A 21,253-nucleotide genomic window follows, 5' to 3' on the forward strand; every position below is an offset into this window, starting at 1 on the left:
TTATGATTAAAACTGATTTTTTAGTAATTGGTTCTGGAATTGCAGGACTCTCTTACGCTTTAAAAGTAGCCAAACATTATAAAAACGGTTCGGTTACCATAGTTACCAAAGCTGCCAAAGAAGAAAGTAATACTAAATATGCACAAGGAGGTATTGCAACCGTTACCAACACAGATACGGATTCTTTTGAAGAACACATACAAGACACCCTAATTGCAGGTGATGGTTTGTGTGATGAAAAGGTAGTGCGAATGGTTGTAGAAGAAGCTCCAAAAAGATTAGAAGAATTAATTGCTTGGGGAACTCAGTTTGATAAAACCAACAAAGGTGACTATAGTTTAGGTCGTGAAGGTGGACATTCTCAAAACAGAATTTTACATCATAAAGATGTTACAGGTTCCGAAATTGCTCGTGCTTTGTTACAAGAAGTAGAAAACACTCCTAACATTACCTTACTAGAAGATCATTTTACTGTAGATTTTATTACAGACCATCATATTCTTAGAGCTCAAGGCCACGAGAAAACAGTAACTCATAGAGATGAAATTACTTGTTATGGTGCCTATGTTTTAGATGAACATACTCAAGAAATAAAAACAATAACCGCCAAAATTACACTTTTAGCTGCTGGAGGAAGTGGACAAGTTTACAGAACAACCACCAATCCTAAAATAGCTACAGGTGATGGAATTGCAATGGCCTACAGAGCCAAAGCAAAAATTCAAGATATTGAATTTATTCAGTTTCATCCAACAGCATTACATCAAGAACCGGCACAATCTCCAGCTTTTTTAATTACAGAAGCCGTTCGTGGAGAAGGTGGAATTTTACGTAATATTCATGGAGAACGTTTCATGGAAAAATACGATGATCGTTTAGAATTAGCTCCAAGAGATATTGTAGCTAGAGCTATAGATACCGAATTAAAATTAACAGGTGAAGATTATGTGTATTTAGATTGTAAACACATAGATCCTGAACATTTTGTAAATCACTTTCCTAACATTACCGAAAAATGTAAATCTTTAGGTATTAATGTTCACAAAGATTACATTCCTGTAACTCCCGCTGCACACTATATTTGTGGAGGTGTTGCTGTTAATACAAATGGAGAAACTTCTTTAGAAAACCTATACGCTTGTGGTGAATGTTCTAGAACAGGATTGCACGGAGCCAATAGATTAGCTTCAAACTCTTTAATTGAAGCCGTAGTATATGCTCATAAAAGTTATGAACATGCCGTTGCGAAACTAGATACTTTAAAATTTAGAGACGACATTCCTGCATGGGATGATACAGATACATCTCAAAATAAAGAAAACATTTTAATTACCCACGATAGAAAAGATATTCAGAAAATAATGAGTAATTACGTAGGTATTGTTCGTTCTGATGAGCGTTTGTTACGTGCTGCCAATCGTATAGAAATGTTGTACCAAGAAAACAAAGAATTGTACAAAAAAGCTAAGTTATCTGTACCTATTTGTGAATTAAGAAACATGATTACCAATGCTTACTTAATTACACAATCCTCTATGGAACGTAAAGAAAACAAAGGTGGTTTTTTTAGCAAAGATTGTTTGTAACCTTAAAAACAATATCTTTGCTTTTATGAAGTTGATTGCATTTGTACTTTCTTTGATACTTTTTACCATGGTAGCTTTACCGTGTACAGACAGTATGTTTAAATGTACAAATGAAAACAATACCGTAGAACTTCATCAAACTCACCAAGAACATTCTCATGAAACTCATGATGAATGTACACCACTTTGTACTTGTAATTGTTGTGGTACTTCTATTACCATTCCTTTATTAATCACATTTAAAGAAAGAACTATTAAAATTTACGACACCAATCGTTTTTTTTACACCTACAATTATCACTACAAATTTGCCAAAGGTCTTTGGCATCCACCAAACATTAGTTAAACTATTTATTAGGATAAGTCCGCCTTGTCATCACATAAAGTTTAACTAAAAACAACAAACATGTTTGATAAAATCATAGCTTATTCGGTTAAGAATAAGTTTATCATTGGGCTATTTATGATGGCTCTAACCATTTGGGGTGTCTACTCTTTAAGACAAATTCCTATTGATGCCGTTCCTGACATCACCAATAATCAGGTACAAATTATAACCGTTACTCCCACATTGGCTACTCAAGAAGTAGAACAATTTATTACAACACCTATTGAATTGTCTTTACAGAGTCTTCAAAAAACAGAAGAAATTAGATCTATTTCTCGTTTTGGATTGTCTGTAATTACAGTCGTTTTTCAAGAAGATTACGACATTTATTTAGCTCGTCAACTGGTAAGCGAACGTTTAAAAGAAGCCCAAAACAATATTCCTAACGGATTAGGAACTCCAGAAATGGCTCCTATTTCTACAGGATTGGGAGAAATCTATCAATATGTGGTTCGTCCTAAAAAAGGGTACGAAAAGCAATACAATGCAACCCAATTACGAACTATTCAAGATTGGATTGTAAAAAGACAACTGTTAGGAATTGAGGGAGTTGCCGAAATTAATTCCATGGGAGGGTATTTAAAACAATACGAAGTTGCTATTGACCCTATGGTTTTAAAAGCCATGAGCTTAAACATTACAGATGTTTTTGATGCCTTAGAAAAAAGCAACGAAAATACTGGAGGTGCTTATATAGAAAAAAATCCAAACACTTATTATATCCGTGCAGAAGGGATTGCAAAATCTTTAGAAGACATCGGAAACATTGTAATTCACAACCAAAACAACACACCAGTTTTAATAAAAGATGTAGCAAAAGTGCATTATGGAAAAGCACCTAGATACGGAGCTTTGGTTCGTGATGGTGAAGAAGTTGTAGGTGGAAAAGTAATGATGTTTAAAGGAGCTAACTCTGCCCAAGTAACCGAATTAGTGAAAGAAAGAGTCCTTCAAATTCAGAAATCTTTACCAGAAGGTGTAGTTGTAGAACCTTATTTGGTAAGAGATAAATTAATTCAAACCGCCATAGGAACGGTAGAAAAAAATCTAATTGAAGGGGGGTTAATCGTCATTTTTATTTTGGTCTTATTATTAGGAAACTGGAGAGCAGGATTAATTGTAGCCTCTGTTATTCCTTTTGCTATGTTGTTTGCCATTTCTATGATGAACTTACTAGGAATTTCGGCCAACTTAATGAGTTTAGGAGCCATTGATTTTGGATTAATTGTAGATGGTGCCGTAATTATTGTAGAAGCCATTGTGCACAGATTACAGCTAAAACATGCAGGGAAACAATTAACTAAAAAGATGATGAACAAAGAAGTGATTTCATCTTCTCAAAAAATTAGAAGTTCTGCTGCTTTTGGAGAAATCATTATTTTAATGGTTTACATTCCTATTTTGGCTTTGGTTGGTATTGAAGGAAAAATGTTTAAACCTATGGCACAAACTGTTATGTTAGCTATTACAGGGGCTTTAATTTTATCATTGACATATGTTCCCATGATGGCAGCTTTGTTTTTAAACAAGCACATCAGTACAAAAAAAACATTTGCAGATAAATTGATAGAAGCCATTCAGAAAAAATACCAACCTGTTTTAGAAAAAGCCTTAAAACATCAGAAAGCTTTTATTGGAGGAACAGTTGCTGTATTCTTAATTACACTACTTGCCTTTACCAAAATGGGAGGTGAATTTATTCCTACGTTAGAAGAAGGAGATTTGGCCATGCAACAAATTTTACCTCCGGGAAGTTCTTTAACTCAGAGTATAGAAACAGCCAAAAGGATTCAAAACAAGTTGATGAAAGAGTTTCCTGAAATTCAGGATATTGTTGCCAATATAGGATCTGCTGAAATTCCAACCGATCCAATGCCTGTAGAAGTTGCTGATTATACTTTGGTGATGAAACCTAAAAAAGAATGGACTTCTGCAGAAAACAGACAAGATTTATTTGAAAAAATAGAAACTTCTTTACACGATATTCCTGGAGTTGGTTATGAATTTTCTCAACCTATACAATTACGTTTTAACGAGTTGATGACAGGAACCAAAGCTGATATTGCTATTAAATTGTTTGGTGATGATTTAGACATCTTATACAACAAAGCCAAAGATGCAGAAAAAATAATTAAACAATTAGCTGGTGTAGGTACTGTAAATGTGGAGCAAACTGTAGGAATGCCACAAATTATGATAGATTATGATTATGCCAAACTGGCCCAATATGGTTTACATGTACAAGATGTAAACAAAATAATTAGAACCGCTTTTGCAGGTGAAAAAGCTGGAGTTATTTACGAAGGAGAAAAAAGATTTGACTTGGTGGTTCGCTTAGACCAAAGCCATAGAGCTGAAATTGATGATCTTCAAAGTCTATTTATTTCTTTAGATGATGGAAGTCAAATTCCTTTAAGTAGCGTTGCCAACATTGCTTTCAAAAATGCTCCTATGCAGGTTTCTAGAGAAAATACCAATAGGCGAATTGTAATTGGTGTGAACGTTGGAAATACTGATGTAGAAACTTTAGTAGGTAAAATTCAAACAGAATTAGATAGCAAATTAAATCTACCATCAGGGTATTACTTTACCTATGGAGGACAATTTGAAAACCTAAAAGCTGCCAATGCACGTTTGTCTGTCGCTCTACCAATTGCTTTAGCATTAATTTTTATTTTACTCTACTTTACGTTTGGTTCTTTTAAACAAGCCGCTTTAATTTTTACAGCTATTCCATTATCTGCTATTGGTGGTGTTTGGGCTTTGCAATTAAGAGATATGCCTTTTAGTATTTCTGCTGGAATTGGATTTATTGCCTTATTTGGTGTAGCCGTATTAAATGGTATTGTATTAATTGGTTATTTAAATCAACTTAAAAAAGAAGGAATGGAAAATGTATATGATAGAATTTTAAAAGGAACCAAAGTTCGTTTAAGACCTGTAATATTAACAGCCTCCGTAGCTTCATTAGGATTTTTACCAATGGCTATTTCATCTTCTGGAGGAGCTGAAGTACAACGTCCGTTAGCAACAGTGGTCATTGGAGGATTGATATCTGCTACTTTTTTAACCTTAGTAATTTTACCAATTCTGTATCAATGGATAGAAAATTGGCAACCTAAAAAAATAAAAACACCAACAAAAACAAGTCTGATGGTTCTTTTATTATTGAGTTTAGGAATTACATCACAGGCACAAAAAAAAGCTATCACATTAGAAAAAGCCATACAAATAGCATTAGAAAATAATCCTAAAATAAAAGCAGCTTCTTTAGAAAAAGAAAAAAATGAATCGTTGCAAAATGCTATTTATAATTTAGGAAATACCGCTATTGGTTACAAAGGAGATGGTTTGTTTGTTAAAAATAATCAGCAAGTAAATCAAATTACAGTCTCTCAAAAGTTTAATAATATTGGAATTTCAAAAGCTAGTAATCGTTTACAAAATGAGATTACTCAAAAAAGTTCTTTGGAACAAACCCTTACTATTAATCAAGTTTCTTATGAAGTAAAACAAGCTTATTACAAGCTACAATATCATCAAAAACTAAAAGATTTATACGAGCAATTAACACAAACCTATACGGATTATCTAAGTATTGCTAGTAGTAGATTAAAAACAGGAACTACAAATACTATTGAAAAATACACTTTGCAATCTAAATTAAATGAATACAGATTGTTAAGCCAGCAAACGGATTTACAAATTCAGAATTTGGAACAAAAAATGCAATCGCTTTTAAATAGTAATTCCTCTTTTACAACTAATTCTGTTTTTCAGAAAAGTACTGTAAATCTTAAAGATAGTACTCACAATATTTGGTTGGCAAATAGCAAACAAAATATTGCCATTGCGCAGGCAAAAATGAAACTAGCCAAAAGCCAATTAAACCCGAGTATTAGCTTAGGCTATGCTGCACAAAATTATGTGCAAGGAGGTTGGCTAAGTGGTGTTTCTGGAGGAATTAGCATTCCGCTATTTAATAGCCAAGCCAAGAGAAAAGTAAAATCTCAAAAAATAGAAGTAGAAATTGCCAACAGCAAGTTCCAAAGTGATGCTTTGACATTGAAACAGGAAATAAACAAGGCAAAAAATCAAGTACTTGTTTATAGACAAGGGGTTGAGTTTTACGAAATACAAGTGAATAAAGTACATCCGGAAATGCTTAGAATTGCAAACCTAAACTATAAAGCTGGAGAAATTCCTTACTTAGAATTGTTAAACACTTTGCAAATGGTAGCTAGCAATCAGCAAAAATACTGGGAACAACTCCTGGCTTACAACAATGCTGTGGCTTATTATCAATTCATCACCAATCAACAATAATCAAATGAAAACATTTATAACATATATTTTTAGCGCAGTGCTTATTGTAAGCACCTTAACATCTTGTAAAGAAAAATCAGAAGACAAACATCATCATGAAGAAGAAGAGAAACATGAAGAACATCATGATGAAAACACTCATTTAAACCAAAAACAAATTGCAAACATTGGTTTAAAATTTGGTGATTTTTCTAACATTAAAGTAAATCAATTTATAAAAACAACAGGAGTTACAGGCTTACCTCCTAACGCATATTCATCTGTAAATGCAAAAGCAGAAGGAATTATAACAGGTCATAAAAAATTTATAGAAGGAAATGCTATTCAGAAAGGAGAGATTATTGCCTATTTGGAGCATCCTAATTTTATTATAAAACAACAGGAGTTTTTAAAAGCAAAAGCAAAGTTAGAATTGCAAAAAATTGAATTCAGTAGACAGCAAGAATTAATAGCTGCTAATGCTGGAGTTTCTAAAAACTTACAGACTGCCAAAGCTGAGTTGGATATGTTAGAAGCAGACTATATGGGATTGTCTAAGCAATTATCTTATTTAGGTATAGCAAGTAAATCTCTATCTGCCAATAACATTACCAAACAAATTCCTATTATAGCTCCTATGAGTGGATTTATTACCAAAATAAATATGTTTAACGGACTGTATGTACAACCTAATGTTTCTTTAATGGAAATTGTAGCTAATGATCATGTACATTTGGAATTAGATGTTTTTGAAAAAGACATTGAAAAAATTAAAGTAGGACAAAAAATTAGCTATACCACACCTGCTGTAAACAGTGTTTTATACCAAGGAGAGGTTAGTGTTATTGGTAAAGAATTTAACGGAACTGCAAAAACAGTAAGAGTTCATGGACATTTAAAAGGTAAGCAACCCATCTTTTTAAAAGACTTGTTTATCAATGCTAAGATTTGGCTGAATGACGATACAGTACAAGCATTACCCGAAAATGCTATTATTCACGAAGGAAATCATACTTATATATATGTCTCTAAAAACACAAAGACTGATGAAGTAGAATTTTTGAAAATTAACGTAAAAAAAGGAGCAACTAATAATGGTTTTACACAAGTAACTCCTATTGATGAAATTCCTAAAAATACAAAAATTGTAACAGAGGGTGCTTACTATGTATATGCACAATCTAAAAATGGAGAATTAAGTCACGAACATTAATAGTTCTAGCTATCTAGTTAATTTAAAACAAGTTGTAATAAATTCAAACAATCAATAGAAATACAGATCTATTAAAATATTTATTGTTAAAAAAATTCAAAACAAGCCAAACAAGGTTAAAATCAACTAATTTGGGCGGTTATGAACGAACAAATTTTAATGGAACAAGAAGAGCTTCAGTTTGAAGCTTTGATTGATGGGCTTTTAAACAACCAATACGGTTTGTGCGAAAGTTTTATGGACACCCATATTATTTCTGGATTAAGAGACAACCTTTTTAAACACAGAGAAAATGGTGAAATGCATCCTGCCGGGATTGGTAAAAAGTTTGATTATCAAAAAAATACTTTAGTTAGAGGAGATTTAATTAAGTGGATAGATAACGAGAGTCAAGATGTTTTTGAACGAGTGCTTTTAGATAAAATTAAACGTTTTATTAAGTATTTAAATAGAACATGCTACACGTCTATTAACGATTATGAATTTCATTACGCTAATTACGAAGTAAACAGTTTTTACAAACGTCATTTAGATCAGTTTAAAAGTGAAAAAGGAAGACAGTTTTCTTTTATTATTTACTTAAATGAAAACTGGATTACTGCCGATGGTGGTAAACTTTCTTTGTATGTAAACGCAAATAAAATTGATGAAACCTACCCTCTAGAAGGAAGAACTGTATTTTTTAAAAGTGATGAATTAGAGCATGAAGTTCATCCATCATTCACCCGAAACAGAATAAGTATTGCGGGTTGGTTAAAAAATATTTAAATAAAAAAAGGAACCTGATTAGGTTCCTTTTTTTATTATTTGGTATATACTCTATTTTCTTGTTCTGCAACTCTAATAAAAGTAGTTCTCTTGGTTAACTCTTTTAATCTTTGAGCTCCTACATAAGTACAAGTACTTCTAATCCCTCCTAAAATATCTTTAAGGGTAGTAGCCACTTTTCCTCTATAAGTAACCTCAACTGTCTTACCTTCACTCGCACGATACTCTGCAACACCTCCTACATGCTTTTCCATGGCTGTTGCCGAACTCATTCCGTAAAATTGTTTGAATTTTTCTCCGTTTTTTTCAATCAGCTCTCCTCCACTTTCATCGTGGCCAGCTAACATTCCCCCTAACATTACAAAATCGGCACCTGCACCAAAAGCTTTAGCCACATCACCAGGAATAGAACAACCTCCATCACTAATAATTTGTCCTCCTAAACCATGAGCTGCATCTGCACATTCTATAATCGCCGATAATTGAGGATAACCAACTCCTGTTTTAACTCTTGTTGTACACACCGAACCTGGTCCAATACCTACTTTAATAATATCTGCACCAGATAACAGTAACTCTTCTACCATTTCTCCGGTTACTACATTTCCTGCAATAATTACTTTATCTGGATATAAATTTCTAGTGTTCTGAACATAGTTTACAAAATGTTCTGAATAACCATTGGCTACATCAATACAAATAAATTTTAATGAAGGATTTTGCTGTAAAACTTGAGTTAATTTATCGGCATCTTTTTCTCCAGTACCTGTACTAATAGCAATATAATCTGTTATATTCTTAGGAGCAGTGCTTAAAAAATGATTCCATTGCTCTATGGTATAATGTTTATGAATAGCAGTAAAAACATGGTGCTGAGATAAAGCCAATGCCATTTCAAAAGTTCCCACAGTATCCATATTTGCAGCCATAATAGGAACACCTTTCCAAGTAGCTTTACTATTTAAAAAAGTAAATTCTCTGTCTAAATCTACTTGAGCTCTACTTTTTAGCGTAGATCTTTTAGGTCTAATCATTACATCTTTAAACCCTAGTTTGATATCGTATTCAATACGCATAAGCTTTTATTTTATATTGATATCTAAATGTAAGATTTCTTTAAATAATTCAGCTTTACATATCTATAATAAAATCTTAAATTATCAACATTTTATACTTAAAACAAAATAGCTAAATAATATAAACACATTATTTAGCTATTTTATACATTGTAGTAAATTTGGTTTTATTGAACAATTAGTTTCTCTACAACTTTATCATCAAAAATGACAAAATATAAACCTGGAACAAATTCTGATGTATTTACAGTATTAATTATTCCTGTTTTTATAAGTTGACCTGCTATGTTTTTTATTTTCCATTTTTGAAAAGAACCAGAAAAATTTACTTGTCCTTTAACTGGATTAGGAAAAATTCCAATTTCATTATTTTTAGCATCAAAATCAACACTTAGAAAATGTTCAGACTCACTAGCAACACTAGTGGTGGTTGGCTTATTGATTTCAACTGTTACAATATCATCAAAACTTTTTAGGTGTTTTAATGTAACTGTAAATTTCTTTTTTGCAGCATTCCAAACAGGAGTTCCTACCAAGGCCTGAGCAGGAACAACAGTTATATTGGGTTTTTGATTTGCAAAAACAGATACAACAGTATTTTCAACAGCTAGATCAACAGTTTTTTTATTTTTTGAAATAATGTATTGGTTGTATCTATGAGAATTTACAAAAAACCTAAGTTTATTCCCACCCTCTAAAAGCTTTGCACCTATATATGTTGATATGTTTACCTCGCCATCAAATTTTTTAATAAAGTTTGTGTCTTCAAAAGACAGTTTAAAATTTTGCTTGTTTGTTATTAAATTTCCTGAATCATCTTTTCTTAAATCTGTTTCTAACGAATTTAAAATAATATATTTATCATCGGTTTTACTTACCCAAGCGTTACCAGAATGAGGTGCTGTATTTGTAAATATTGCACTTACTTCTGCAGCGGTGTCTACACTATTTATTAGATATCTTGTTACACCTGTCCATGTTGTTCCTGTTGTGTTTTTTGATGTTATTGGAAACATTCCATAACGTCCACCATTATCTGGAATTACATCTGAGACTATTTTCTCATTATTAAAGTTTTTTATACCAAATAATTGATCATACAAAGCTTCGTATTTTTGATAAAAAGTGGCTTCATTATCGGTATCTCTTCCTCCATTTTTGTTAATAGTTACAAACTCAACAGACTTATTGTTTTTAGCTCTAATTTTATTTTTACTTGGAATCATATCTTCATCTATTATCTTTTCAAACAACTTAAATAAATGATCTCTAAGAACGGATCTTGTTCCATTAATATCTGTTGAATTATCATTATCTCTAATAACAAACACAGTACCTCCATTTGCAGCACCATACAACATTTCTTTAGCCATTTGTGTAACTGGAGTATAAGTATCAGAATCTGAATTGTTGATTTTTTTCCATAAAGATGGGTATTTACTTGACAACGACCTGTTGTAGTAATTTTCCATCCATATGCATATATTTCCTATTTTATCATCTAACCATAAACCTAAGTGATATGAATCTAAAATATGTTTTGCTTTAGCACTATTGTTTTTTGTTCCTAATATGAGCCTACTTCCCTCGTTTTCTAATAAATTATTTACAGTATTAGAATGAAAATACGGTTCATGGTCTTTGGCTATTAATGCATTATTTGCATAATGTGTGGCATTCATAAAATAACCTCCATGAATTCTAGCAAGCTTTAATGATTTTTTTAAATAAAGAAATGTTTCGTCATTAAATCCATCATTTCCACCGTTTTGATATCTTCTTACTAAATCTTCCGTTTCGCCTGTAAAAGTACCTATACAATTTTCATAATTTTGATAGATCCAATCTTGTTCTGCAAGGGAATACTGATGAAAAACCATTGTTTTATATCCCCAATTTTTAATTTTATCTAAGTTATTTTTAATAGCGTTTATTGAGTAATTATCAGCATTTGCAAATCTATCTGGTGTTTTAGTTCTATCATCAACTATAACAGCAACATGCTTTCTTTTTCCGCTTGAAAAATCATTTTTTGAAAAAGCATTTTTACCAAAATCACTAAATAAATTTGTGTCATTACTAACAATTCTATTTGGATCTGCATCTGCGATTACAAAAAGAGGGTTTTTATTGGTTATGTTGTATCGCTGATTAGAACTTACAGGAGTATTTACCAAGATTAACTTTCTTTTTACCGACCAAGGCCCTACGTTAACCGTTCCAGCATCTAGAGTTTCACAACGCATTCTCCAATAATAAGTCCCTGCTGCTAAATTTACATTAGGTATATGTTGTGTAGTACCGTGCTGTCTAGACCATAATTTTATATGCTTATTATAAACTTTATTGGTCCCTCCAAAGCTTGTGCTTTTAGAAATTTGTACTCTATACACTGCTTTTTGTTTATTATGAGTCAATAAATTTACACTACTACCAGACTTATTAACACTAAAATTATTTTTTATAGTGTCTAAAAACTTTTGATTATTAGGTGCAACAAATCTAAAAGACAATGCCTCTTTTGTTACATTCCAATCTTCTTCTGGTGTAATTAAAATTGGAGCTTTAGGATAAAAATTTTGAGCATATGTATAAATACTCATTAATAATAAACTACATAAGAGTAGTTTGATTTTGAAAAAATTTTTCATAATCGTTTGGTTTTGTTATTAATAATAGTTTTAGTTTTAAAGCATTAACACAATTATCATATTCATCTTAAAAACAAATATTTAATACAAATTCAACACTTTAGTCAGTCACAAATTATCCATATACATCTTAAATAGTTATTTTTTTAGATTTTTTATAGACCACATATGGTTTTATCTAATCTTTTAAATCAAATAAAAAAACTACTTTTCTCTAAAAACCATATGTGCTTTACCACATGACTTATTAACAATAAATTTTAATAGTTTTATATATATGGAAAAGCTTTTAAAAGAAATTAAACAATGTACTATCTGCTTACCTTATTTAAGTAACGGAGTAAATCCTGTTTTAACTGCCCATCCTAAAAGTAAAATTGCCATTATTGGGCAAGCTCCCGGAATTATAGTACACAACACAAGTATTCCGTGGAACGATAAAAGTGGTGAACGCTTAAGAAGTTGGTTAAATGTTGATGAAGCTACTTTTTACAACAAAGAAATATTTGCCATTATTCCTATGGGATTTTGTTATCCTGGAAAAGGAAAAACAGGAGATTTACCACCTAGAAAAGAATGTGCTCCACAATGGCATCCTTCTTTATTTGATCAGTTAAAAGAACTTGAATTGATTATTTTAATTGGAAGTTATGCTCAGAATTATTATTTAGAAACCACTAAAAGAACTCTAACTGATACCGTTAAAAATTACCATGAATATTTGCCTAAATTTTTAGTTTTACCACATCCATCACCTAGAAACAACATTTGGTTAAAGAAAAATCCATGGTTTGAAAAAGAGATTGTTCTTTTTTGCAAAATTTTATACAACAACAGCTAAAAGGAATAAATATTGATAAGTAACTCTATACACAATTAAACATACTTATGAACACACATACACCAAAACAAACTGCCTATGCTTTGTTACGCATTACTATGGGAGTTAATTTTTTAGCACATGGTTTGGTAAGAATTCCCAAACTAAGTGGCTTTAGAACTTGGATGCTAACAACATTTGAGAATAGTATTTTACCTAGTTGGAGTGTATACGCTTGGGGAAGTGTACTTCCTTTTTTAGAACTTATTATTGGATTATTACTTATTGTAGGCTACAAAACCTACCAAACAACTATTGCTGGAGCCTTAGTTATTATTACCTTAATTTTTGGTTCTTGTATGATAGAAAATTGGGACTGGGCAGCAACCCAAATGCTATACGCACTCTTTTTTTTCTTTTTAATAAGTTATGTAGAGCAAAATTATTTTGCTATAGACCACAAAAAAAACCGAGTATAAACTCGGTTTTTTTGTTTTATAAAAAGAAATTAATTCTCTAGTTTTCTTCGTAAACTCCCATGTTCGCGTATTTTTCAATACGTTCATTTACCATAGTAGCTGTTTCTTTAGCTTGTAATTCTTTTAACAATCTTTCAATAGTTTCTTTTACCGTTGCAAAAGTAGTTTCTCTATCAGAATGTGCCCCTCCTAAAGGTTCAGGAATTACTCCATCTACCAATTTTAAAGCACTCATATCTTTAGAAGTTAATTTTAAAGCTGCTGCTGCTTTTTCTTTAAACTCCCAAGATCTCCATAAAATAGAAGAACAGTTTTCTGGTGATATTACAGAGTACCATGAGTTTTCCATCATTAACACTCTATCTCCAACACCTATTCCTAAAGCTCCACCCGAAGCTCCTTCTCCAATAATAATTGTAATAATTGGTGTTTTTAACACACACATTTCAAAAATATTACGAGCAATTGCTTCACCTTGTCCACGCTCTTCGGCTTCTAAACCTGGATATGCCCCTGGAGTATCTACAAAAGTAACTACAGGAATTCCAAATTTTTCTGCCATACGCATTAAACGTAAAGCTTTACGATATCCTTCTGGATTGGCCATTCCAAAGTTTCTGTACTGTCGCATTTTGGTATTAATACCTTTTTGCTGTCCAATAAACATAAAACTCTGATCTCCAATCTTCCCTAATCCCCCAACAATAGCTTTATCATCTTTTACGGTTCTATCTCCATGTAATTCCATGAAAGTATCTCCAGCTAAAGCTTTAATATAATCTAGTGTATAAGGTCTATTTGGGTGTCTTGACAGCTGTACTCTTTGCCAAGGACTTAAATTCTCGTAAATATCTTTTTTAAGATTAATGATTTTTTCCTCAATCTCTTTACAGGTATTGGTTACATCAACATCGCTTTCTTCACCAATAATAGCGCATTTTTGTAATTGCTCTTCTAATTCCTTAATAGGTAATTCAAAGTCTAAATATTCCATCATTATAAATTTTGGCTAGGGACAAATATACTAAGTTCAAACAATTATGCTTCTCTTTTATTTAATTTTTAATTAACATTAACATAGGTCAATACATTAGTTGTCTTAAAAAACAATTACTTTTGTATACAATAGAACAAAACGTAAGAATGGGATTATTTAATAAAAAGATTAACAAGAACGAATTATACCCTGATAACTATGTGGATATCCATTCACACTTGTTACCAGGAATAGATGATGGAGCTAAAAACTTAGACGATTCTATTACGTTAATTGAAAGATTGTATGCTTTTGGAATTAAACAATTTAGAACCACTCCACATGTTTTAGGTGATGTTTGGGAGAACAGTACTACTACTATTAAAGAAAAAGAAGCTTTGGTTCAGGCTGAATTAACCAAAAGAGGGTATCACGACATTAAAATTAGTGCCTCTGCAGAGTATATGATGGACAATAATTTTAGTGATTTATTGGCTGCTGATGATATTTTAACCATTAAAGACAAGTATGTTTTGGTAGAAATGTCTTTTTTTAACCCTCCTTTTAACCTTGATGAAATTTTATTTCAAATTCAGTACAAAGGTTATATTCCAGTTTTAGCACACCCAGAACGTTATGGGTTTTATCACAACGATTTTTCTGAATACAAAAAACTAATTGATGCTGGTTGCTTGTTCCAATTGAACATTTTATCGCTAAGTACACAATACGGTAAAGAAGTTACTAAAATAGCGCAAAAGCTCTTAAAAGAAGGAATGTACACCTTTGTGGGATCAGATACTCATCACAAGAGACACATTAAACTAATGGAAACATTGGCCAATCAAAAAACCAAAAAATTATTAACTCCATTATTTCAAAACAACATTAAAGAGTTTTCTTTTTAAACATAAAAAAGCCCAACTAAATTAGTTGGGCTTTTATTTTTTAGATTCCGTTCTTAAGGTTAATAACCTCTTGAGCTGTTAAGTGTCTATAATGACCTCTTGGTAAATCTTTTTTTGTTAATCCTGCAAATACGACTCTATCTAGTTTTACAACTGTATAACCAAAATGAGCAAATATTTTACGAACAATACGGTTACGACCTGAGTGAATTTCTATTCCCACTTCGTTCTTAGATTGTCCTTGTACATAAGCTACATCATCTACAAAAACTTTTTTCTCATCAACTACAGGACCATCAGCAATGGCTTGTAAGTCCTTTAATGATACTTTTTTATCTAAGGTTGCATGATACAATTTACGTTTGTTGTGCTTAGGGTGTGTTAACGTTTTTGCCAATTCACCATCATTGGTAAACAACAATAATCCTGTAGTATCTCTATCTAGTCTTCCTACCGGATAAATACGTTCTTTACAAGCTTTATCAACAATTTCCATTACTGTTTTTCTACCACGCTCATCTTCCATGGTCGTAATATAATTCTTAGGCTTGTTTAATAAAACGTATCTTTTTGTTTCTGGGTTAATTAATACATTGTCAAAACGAACTTCATCAGTAGGTTGTACTCTGTATCCCATTTCAGTAATTACTTTACCGTTTACGGTAGCACTTCCTGTTTCTATGTATAAATCTGCATCTCTACGAGAACAAATTCCTGCATTAGAAATGTATTTATTTAAACGAATTCCTGTTTGTGTAGAAGCAACTGTTTTTACTCTTTTTGCAGGATCAGTCGTTTTTTTTGTAGTACTAAGAGATTTCTTTTTTCTTGTAAAAGCGTTATCTCCTTTTACTTTAGATTCTTGTTTTGCTTTTTTAGCTAAATTCTTTTCTGCTGATTTAAATTCACCAAAAGATTGTCCTTTACCTTTTTGAGCTTGTTGTCGTCTTCCCGACGAGTTTTTATTTGTATTCATTAGTATATAATATATTGGTCTGCAAAAATACGAAACAATCTAGAATATATAACTATATTTTTACTTGATTTAATATCCTGATTAACAATACAGAAGTATCTATTAAAGCCAAACTAAAAACTCCAACCACCAACACTACTTTTAACATGTTGTGTAACATTAAATAATGTTTAAAGCTTTTTGCTTTTATCAATAAAAATAAAAAGAAAGGAATCCATAAAATAACTCCATAAAAATAATATTGCATGTTCCCTATTTCTGGAAAACAAAGTAGATAATATGCCTGAAGTACAACTCCTGCTAATATAATATACACATAAGTGTTTACTCTAGCTTTTCCGTATTTGGTTATTAATGTTGCTCTATTTACTAGTAAAGCCCCTTTGGTTTTTTCAAAATCTTTTACAATTTCTTTAACCAATATCAATCCGTACAAAAAAGCACCGTGCATTAATATAATTTCTGATATGTTTTTAAAATAAACAAAAACCACAAAAAAGGGCAACACATCTAAAACAGATACAGATAAGACTCTTACAACAGGATATTTTTGCAACTTATGAGAATACAGCCATATTAAAAAAATGTAAACAGCAAAAAAAGCAGCAGCTCTCCAAGAAATAATAAAACCTAAAACAAAAGCTATAAAATTGAACAAAAAGTATACTTGCAACTTGGTGTTTTTGCTTACCCAGTTTCCAATGTGAGTTTTTATGGGTTTGTTAATTGCATCTAGCGTAGCATCATAAAAATCATTGATAATATAACCTGCTGAAACTACAAAAATGGTTGCCAAAACAACAATATGCAAATCAACATCTAGTAAAACTTCTTTTAATGTTTTGTCTACAGCAAACACAAAAATAGCCGCTAAATACTGAGCCAACGTTAACAACGCAACATTGTAACCGCGTATTACCGAAAACAACCCTAAAAATTTATGCTTTTTTGTTGTTGCTTGTTCCATAGCCAAAGTTGTTTTTAGAATCTATATACCAATTCTAAATCATGACCTATTAAAGATGTTTTTGCTTTTTCAAAATCTGGAGCAAATCCTAAAATATAACCACCACCACCAGAACCACAAAGTTTTAAATAGTAATCGTTAGAATCAATTCCTTTTTTCCACAAAGCATGGAATTTTGTAGGAATCATAGGTTTAAAGTTATCTAACACAACTTTAGATAATTTTTTAACATTTCCGAACAAAGATTTTGCATCGCCATGTAAAAAGTTTTCTACACAAGCATCTGTATGAGCAACAAACTCATCAGATAACATTTTACGGAAACCTTCGTTCTTCATTTTTTCCATAAAAATATTTACCATAGGTTGTGTTTCTCCAATCATTTTAGAATCTAATAGGAATACAGCTCCTTTTCCATTTTGTTGGTAAGGAATTCCTACGGACTCTATATTATCTTTTGATTGAATTAAAATAGGTAAACTTAAATAACTATTTAAAGGATCTAACCCAGAACTAGTTCCGTGAAAGTAAGATTCCATTAAACCAAAAATAGCTTTTAGTTTTAATAGTTTGTCTTTGGTTAAGTTTTCTAACACCGTAATTTTATCTGCTGCGTATTTTTCGTAAATAGCCGCAACAATAGCTCCAGAACTTCCTACTCCGTATCCTTGTGGAATACTAGAATCAAAATACATTCCGTTAGCAATATCTTGTTCTAACTGAACCAAGTCAAACGAGACCAAATCTGTTTTTAGATTTTTTAAGTAATTGTAATAGTCAATTAAATAACCATTAGACTTTAAGGCTTTTCCTTCTAAAACAGCTGCTTTTTTAAAAGCTCCGTTGTAGGAATTATAAGGAATGGCTAGGCCTTTGGAATCTTTAATAATTCCATATTCTCCAAATAATAATATTTTAGCGTAAAACAAAGGTCCTTTCATAACTACCTAATTATAGGGCAAATATATAACTTTAAAATTGTTCTATGTTAATTTATTTGCTCCCATTCCCACCTGATCGTGGATATACTCACCATTTTTACAAAAAACAGCCAAGTCTTGTTTTATAAACAACTGTACCGTTTCTTTTTCGCTTTTAGGATATAGCAAATGTACGTTGGCACCTGCATCTAAAGTAAAGCACAATTTGCTTCCTGTTTCTTTTCTGTAATCCCAAACTTTATTAATTACCTCTAGTGTGTTAGGTTTCATCAAAATAAAATAAGGGTGACTTGTCATCATCATGGCATGTAACGTTAAAGCTTCACTTTCTACTAAAGCAATAAAATCATCAATAGCTCCTTTAGCAAAAATGTCTTTTATTTTACTAATATTTTCTTGAGCCTGTGCAAAACGTTGTTGCGAAAAAGGATGTCCGTGCATTAAATCGTGACCAACGGTACTACTTACTTGCTTTTCTCCTTTATCTACCAACAAAATAGTATCCTGATAATTTTGAAAAATAGGAGCTACAGCATCTTTAAACTCCACTCCGTACAAATCTGAACTGCCATTAATTTCTGGATGCGCTCCCCAAACAACAATTTCTCCTTTTACACTTCTACACGCACTCCCCGATCCTAAACGAGCTAAAAAAGAAGCTTTATGATAAAACTCTTCTTCTGTTAAAGTAGGATTCATTTCTTTTTCCATGCTCATTAAACACATGGCAATAGCACTCATACCACTAGCAGAAGATGCAATTCCGCTACTGTGTGGAAATGAATTTTGTGATTCTATAACAAACGTATATTCCTTTAAAAATGGAACATAAGCTTCTATTCTTTTAAAAAAAGTTTCAATTTTAGGTTTAAAAGCTTCATTTATTTTCCCTTCAAAAACTACATCAAAATCAAAATTATCATTTGATTGTTGCTTTTTATTATAGCTTAATGTTGTTTTTGTATGACAGTTAGATAACGTAAAACTTACCGATGTGTTTTCTGGCAGCTGAGGATTTCTTTTTCCCCAATACTTAACCAAGGCAATATTACTTGGAGTTTGCCAAGTTACGGTTCCAGATTCTTTTACGGTTCCTACTGTTTTGGGAATAAAAATTTGCTCCATAATGCTGTTCTAAATTTTGAGCAAATATAGTTTTAAGTTGCTTAGCTTAAAAATTTAAAGAAGTCCTATTCCTATTTTAAATGATGATAAACTATCTTTGCTCGCATGAGAAAAATAAAACTGATTTGGGATTTTAGAGGAATGTCTGGTTTGGGAACAGCCAAACATCATTGCATTCATTTAAAAGAATTTGCTGAGGCAGAAAAACTTAATTTTCATGAAATCAATCATACAGAAGTAAACGAAATGTGGGCTACCGCTTTTATTGTTGTTGATGAAGCTGATATGAAAACCTACAGAGATGCTTTAAAACCTCATAGAGGTGAAGTTGCCAACTAAAACTTTGTAATCCTCTCAAAAAAAAAACATAAACGTGATTTTTATCAACTTTTACTCTAAACGTCTATCGTAAATTTACGATAGATAAATAAAAAAGTGATGAGTAAAGTAATTAAAGTTTTAGGAACAGGTTGTCCTAAATATCAAGCAATGATAGGAGTAGTTAAAGAAGTTGTCTTAAAAAACAAAATAGATGCTACGATTGAAAAGGTGGATGACATTATGGAAATTATGAAATACAGCGTAATGACCACACCTACATTGGTTATTGATGAAGTAATAACCATAAAAGGACGAGTCCCCTCTAAAGACGAAGTATTAGCACTTTTAAACTAAAAAAATGTCTAAAATGCAATATCAAATCAAGGCCTCTTCTGTTTCAAATAAAGATGCTATCATAACAATTAAAGAATCTACTATTGATTTTGGCACAACTAAAAACACTTCTGAAAAGTTACCAAACCCTGCTGAATTTTTCTTAGGATCTTTTGCATCTTGTATGTTAAAAAATGTAGAACGATTCTCTAGTTTGATGAAATTCTCCTATACCAAAGCAACTCTTGAAATTAAAGCAACACGACTTGAAAACTCTCCAAGAATAGAAAACATTATCTATAAATTAACTTTTTACAGTAACGATAAAAAACTAAACACTGCCCTATTAAAGAAAAATATAGAAAAGTTTGGAACCATTTATAATACCGTAAAATTAGCTTGTTCAATAACTGGAACTATAAACACAAGAAACAATGTTTAATTGGTTACAAAATTTTTCTGATTGGCTGATTTATGAGGTTGTTGGATGGGGAGCAAACACAAAATTAGGTAGTGCTTTCAATTTCTTTGTATACGACACTTTAAAAATTCTTATTCTCTTATTTTTTATTGTGTTTCTTATGGGAATTGTAAATGGTTACTTCCCTATTGAGAAATTAAAAAATTATTTGAACCGAAAAAAACTTTACGGTTTAGAGTATTTTTTCTCTTCTATTTTTGGAGCCATTACTCCTTTTTGTTCTTGCTCTTCTGTACCATTATTTATTGGTTTTGTACAGGGAGGAATTCCCCTAGGGGTCACTTTTTCATTTTTAATTACCTCCCCTTTAGTAAACGAAGCTGCTATTGCCTTATTTTTAGGAATGTTTGGAATAAAAGCCACTTTAATCTATGTTATTTCAGGAGTTTTATTGGGTACCATTGGCGGTTGGATTCTGGGAAAATTAAACTTACAGCCTTTACTTTCTGATTGGGTAAAAAAACTTATTGACACTAAAAAACATCAAGAAATATATAAGGAAAAAGAACGAACATTTTACCAACGCTTACCCGAAATTACTCGTGCTGCTTGGGACATTGTAAAAAGTGTACTTATTTATGTAATTATTGGAATAGCTATTGGTGCAACTATGCATAGCTACGTTCCTGAAAACTTTTTTAATCAATACCTTGGAGGTGGACAATGGTGGACAGTACCACTTGCTGTAATTTTTGCAGTTCCAATGTATGCCAACGCAGCAGGAATTGTTCCTATCATTCAAGTATTTGTTGCCAAAGGTGTACCACTAGGTACGGCTATTGCTTTTATGATGGCAACCGTAGGCTTATCAATTCCTGAAGCTACCTTATTAAAAAAGGTAATGTCTTTAAAATTAATTGCTATCTTTTTTGGAGTGGTTACCTTTGCTATTCTTATCTCCGGATACTTATTTAATATCCTTTTATAAAATTATTCTCT

General features: G+C 31.6%; 19 protein-coding genes. 12 read left to right on the forward strand and 7 right to left on the reverse strand.

The features are described from left to right. The first annotated feature begins 2 nt into the window (after nt 1-2). The 5 genes from nadB to GGR97_RS08060 all read left to right on the forward strand — a co-directional run bounded on the left by nadB (nt 3) and on the right by GGR97_RS08060 (nt 8,260). Entirely contained in the window at nt 3-1,586 is a 1,584-nt protein-coding gene (gene nadB / locus GGR97_RS08040; RefSeq protein WP_167898015.1) for an L-aspartate oxidase, read from the forward strand. 25 nt (nt 1,587-1,611) lie between these two features. Then, nucleotides 1,612-1,932 carry a DUF6660 family protein gene (locus GGR97_RS08045; protein WP_167898016.1) on the forward strand — a complete coding sequence of 107 codons (321 nt, stop codon included), beginning with the start codon at nt 1,612-1,614 and terminating at the stop codon, nt 1,930-1,932. 60 nt (nt 1,933-1,992) lie between these two features. After that, a complete protein-coding gene (locus tag GGR97_RS08050) occupies nt 1,993-6,300 on the forward strand; it encodes a CusA/CzcA family heavy metal efflux RND transporter (RefSeq protein WP_167898017.1) in 4,308 nt (1,435 codons plus the stop codon). Nucleotides 6,301-6,304: 4 nt separating this feature from the next. Next, nucleotides 6,305-7,492, forward strand: coding sequence for an efflux RND transporter periplasmic adaptor subunit (locus GGR97_RS08055; RefSeq protein WP_167898018.1), 1,188 nt, complete (start codon nt 6,305-6,307; stop codon nt 7,490-7,492). 141 nt (nt 7,493-7,633) lie between these two features. After that, the gene (locus GGR97_RS08060; RefSeq protein ID WP_167898019.1) at nt 7,634-8,260 is read left to right on the forward strand and encodes a 2OG-Fe(II) oxygenase; all 627 of its coding nucleotides are present in this window, start codon (nt 7,634-7,636) and stop codon (nt 8,258-8,260) included. A 35-nt stretch (nt 8,261-8,295) separates the two neighbouring features. Here GGR97_RS08060 and GGR97_RS08065 read toward each other — a convergent pair whose 3' ends face one another. Both GGR97_RS08065 and GGR97_RS08070 read right to left on the reverse strand, forming a co-directional pair. After that, nucleotides 8,296-9,336 (reverse strand): GMP reductase, encoded by a 1,041-nt coding sequence (locus tag GGR97_RS08065; protein ID WP_167898020.1) that lies wholly within the window; start codon nt 9,334-9,336, stop codon nt 8,296-8,298. 167 nt (nt 9,337-9,503) lie between these two features. After that, nucleotides 9,504-11,987: a T9SS type A sorting domain-containing protein gene (locus GGR97_RS08070; protein WP_167898021.1), complete on the reverse strand. Its 2,484-nt coding sequence runs from the start codon at nt 11,985-11,987 to the stop codon at nt 9,504-9,506. Between the two features lie 277 nt (nt 11,988-12,264). On the opposite strand from GGR97_RS08070, the gene GGR97_RS08075 reads away from it, so the two are divergent. Both GGR97_RS08075 and GGR97_RS08080 read left to right on the forward strand, forming a co-directional pair. Continuing rightward, nucleotides 12,265-12,828: a uracil-DNA glycosylase family protein gene (locus GGR97_RS08075; RefSeq protein ID WP_167898022.1), complete on the forward strand. Its 564-nt coding sequence runs from the start codon at nt 12,265-12,267 to the stop codon at nt 12,826-12,828. A 47-nt stretch (nt 12,829-12,875) separates the two neighbouring features. Beyond that, nucleotides 12,876-13,286, forward strand: coding sequence for a DoxX family membrane protein (locus GGR97_RS08080; RefSeq protein WP_167898023.1), 411 nt, complete (start codon nt 12,876-12,878; stop codon nt 13,284-13,286). 37 nt (nt 13,287-13,323) lie between these two features. Here GGR97_RS08080 and GGR97_RS08085 read toward each other — a convergent pair whose 3' ends face one another. Beyond that, the gene (locus tag GGR97_RS08085) at nt 13,324-14,280 is read right to left on the reverse strand and encodes an acetyl-CoA carboxylase carboxyltransferase subunit alpha (RefSeq protein WP_167898024.1); all 957 of its coding nucleotides are present in this window, start codon (nt 14,278-14,280) and stop codon (nt 13,324-13,326) included. 122 nt (nt 14,281-14,402) lie between these two features. Between GGR97_RS08085 and GGR97_RS08090 the strand changes: the two genes are divergently transcribed. Further along, complete coding sequence (locus GGR97_RS08090; RefSeq protein ID WP_245229479.1) at nt 14,403-15,170, forward strand: tyrosine-protein phosphatase; 768 nt, start codon at nt 14,403-14,405, stop codon at nt 15,168-15,170. A gap of 40 nt (nt 15,171-15,210) precedes the next feature. Here GGR97_RS08090 and GGR97_RS08095 read toward each other — a convergent pair whose 3' ends face one another. The 4 genes from GGR97_RS08095 to GGR97_RS08110 are packed head-to-tail and all read right to left on the reverse strand — an operon-like array spanning nt 15,211 to nt 19,179. Next, nucleotides 15,211-16,146, reverse strand: coding sequence for a pseudouridine synthase (locus GGR97_RS08095; RefSeq protein ID WP_167898025.1), 936 nt, complete (start codon nt 16,144-16,146; stop codon nt 15,211-15,213). A 52-nt stretch (nt 16,147-16,198) separates the two neighbouring features. Further along, nucleotides 16,199-17,113 (reverse strand): geranylgeranylglycerol-phosphate geranylgeranyltransferase, encoded by a 915-nt coding sequence (locus GGR97_RS08100; RefSeq protein ID WP_167898026.1) that lies wholly within the window; start codon nt 17,111-17,113, stop codon nt 16,199-16,201. A gap of 14 nt (nt 17,114-17,127) precedes the next feature. Next, a complete protein-coding gene (locus GGR97_RS08105; protein WP_167898027.1) occupies nt 17,128-18,054 on the reverse strand; it encodes a mevalonate kinase family protein in 927 nt (308 codons plus the stop codon). Between the two features lie 42 nt (nt 18,055-18,096). Next, complete coding sequence (locus tag GGR97_RS08110) at nt 18,097-19,179, reverse strand: diphosphomevalonate/mevalonate 3,5-bisphosphate decarboxylase family protein (RefSeq protein WP_167898028.1); 1,083 nt, start codon at nt 19,177-19,179, stop codon at nt 18,097-18,099. Nucleotides 19,180-19,284: 105 nt separating this feature from the next. On the opposite strand from GGR97_RS08110, the gene GGR97_RS08115 reads away from it, so the two are divergent. The 4 genes from GGR97_RS08115 to GGR97_RS08130 all read left to right on the forward strand — a co-directional run bounded on the left by GGR97_RS08115 (nt 19,285) and on the right by GGR97_RS08130 (nt 21,242). Continuing rightward, a complete protein-coding gene (locus GGR97_RS08115) occupies nt 19,285-19,518 on the forward strand; it encodes a hypothetical protein (RefSeq protein WP_167898029.1) in 234 nt (77 codons plus the stop codon). A gap of 99 nt (nt 19,519-19,617) precedes the next feature. Then, the gene (locus tag GGR97_RS08120) at nt 19,618-19,854 is read left to right on the forward strand and encodes a thioredoxin family protein (RefSeq protein WP_167898030.1); all 237 of its coding nucleotides are present in this window, start codon (nt 19,618-19,620) and stop codon (nt 19,852-19,854) included. Between the two features lie 13 nt (nt 19,855-19,867). Beyond that, entirely contained in the window at nt 19,868-20,275 is a 408-nt protein-coding gene (locus tag GGR97_RS08125; RefSeq protein WP_167898031.1) for an OsmC family protein, read from the forward strand. Then, the gene (locus tag GGR97_RS08130; RefSeq protein WP_167898032.1) at nt 20,268-21,242 is read left to right on the forward strand and encodes a permease; all 975 of its coding nucleotides are present in this window, start codon (nt 20,268-20,270) and stop codon (nt 21,240-21,242) included. Before GGR97_RS08125 ends, GGR97_RS08130 begins: the two co-directional genes overlap by 8 nt. The last annotated feature ends 11 nt before the right edge of the window (nt 21,243-21,253 follow it).

The sequence above is a fragment of the Wenyingzhuangia aestuarii genome (assembly GCF_011927765.1).
Classification (GTDB): Bacteria; Bacteroidota; Bacteroidia; order Flavobacteriales; family Flavobacteriaceae; genus Wenyingzhuangia; species Wenyingzhuangia aestuarii.

Coding starts and splice junctions, on each gene's coding strand:
- GGR97_RS08085 (WP_167898024.1), bottom strand. CDS start 14,280: ATGGAATATTTAGACTTTGAATTACCTATTAAGGAATTAGAAGAGCAA.
- GGR97_RS08075 (WP_167898022.1), top strand. CDS start 12,265: ATGGAAAAGCTTTTAAAAGAAATTAAACAATGTACTATCTGCTTACCT.
- GGR97_RS08110 (WP_167898028.1), bottom strand. CDS start 19,179: ATGGAGCAAATTTTTATTCCCAAAACAGTAGGAACCGTAAAAGAATCT.
- GGR97_RS08130 (WP_167898032.1), top strand. CDS start 20,268: ATGTTTAATTGGTTACAAAATTTTTCTGATTGGCTGATTTATGAGGTT.
- GGR97_RS08055 (WP_167898018.1), top strand. CDS start 6,305: ATGAAAACATTTATAACATATATTTTTAGCGCAGTGCTTATTGTAAGC.
- GGR97_RS08060 (WP_167898019.1), top strand. CDS start 7,634: ATGAACGAACAAATTTTAATGGAACAAGAAGAGCTTCAGTTTGAAGCT.
- GGR97_RS08050 (WP_167898017.1), top strand. CDS start 1,993: ATGTTTGATAAAATCATAGCTTATTCGGTTAAGAATAAGTTTATCATT.
- GGR97_RS08100 (WP_167898026.1), bottom strand. CDS start 17,113: ATGGAACAAGCAACAACAAAAAAGCATAAATTTTTAGGGTTGTTTTCG.
- GGR97_RS08095 (WP_167898025.1), bottom strand. CDS start 16,146: ATGAATACAAATAAAAACTCGTCGGGAAGACGACAACAAGCTCAAAAA.
- GGR97_RS08045 (WP_167898016.1), top strand. CDS start 1,612: ATGAAGTTGATTGCATTTGTACTTTCTTTGATACTTTTTACCATGGTA.
- GGR97_RS08105 (WP_167898027.1), bottom strand. CDS start 18,054: ATGAAAGGACCTTTGTTTTACGCTAAAATATTATTATTTGGAGAATAT.
- GGR97_RS08125 (WP_167898031.1), top strand. CDS start 19,868: ATGCAATATCAAATCAAGGCCTCTTCTGTTTCAAATAAAGATGCTATC.
- nadB (WP_167898015.1), top strand. CDS start 3: ATGATTAAAACTGATTTTTTAGTAATTGGTTCTGGAATTGCAGGACTC.
- GGR97_RS08115 (WP_167898029.1), top strand. CDS start 19,285: ATGAGAAAAATAAAACTGATTTGGGATTTTAGAGGAATGTCTGGTTTG.
- GGR97_RS08080 (WP_167898023.1), top strand. CDS start 12,876: ATGAACACACATACACCAAAACAAACTGCCTATGCTTTGTTACGCATT.
- GGR97_RS08120 (WP_167898030.1), top strand. CDS start 19,618: ATGAGTAAAGTAATTAAAGTTTTAGGAACAGGTTGTCCTAAATATCAA.
- GGR97_RS08065 (WP_167898020.1), bottom strand. CDS start 9,336: ATGCGTATTGAATACGATATCAAACTAGGGTTTAAAGATGTAATGATT.
- GGR97_RS08070 (WP_167898021.1), bottom strand. CDS start 11,987: ATGAAAAATTTTTTCAAAATCAAACTACTCTTATGTAGTTTATTATTA.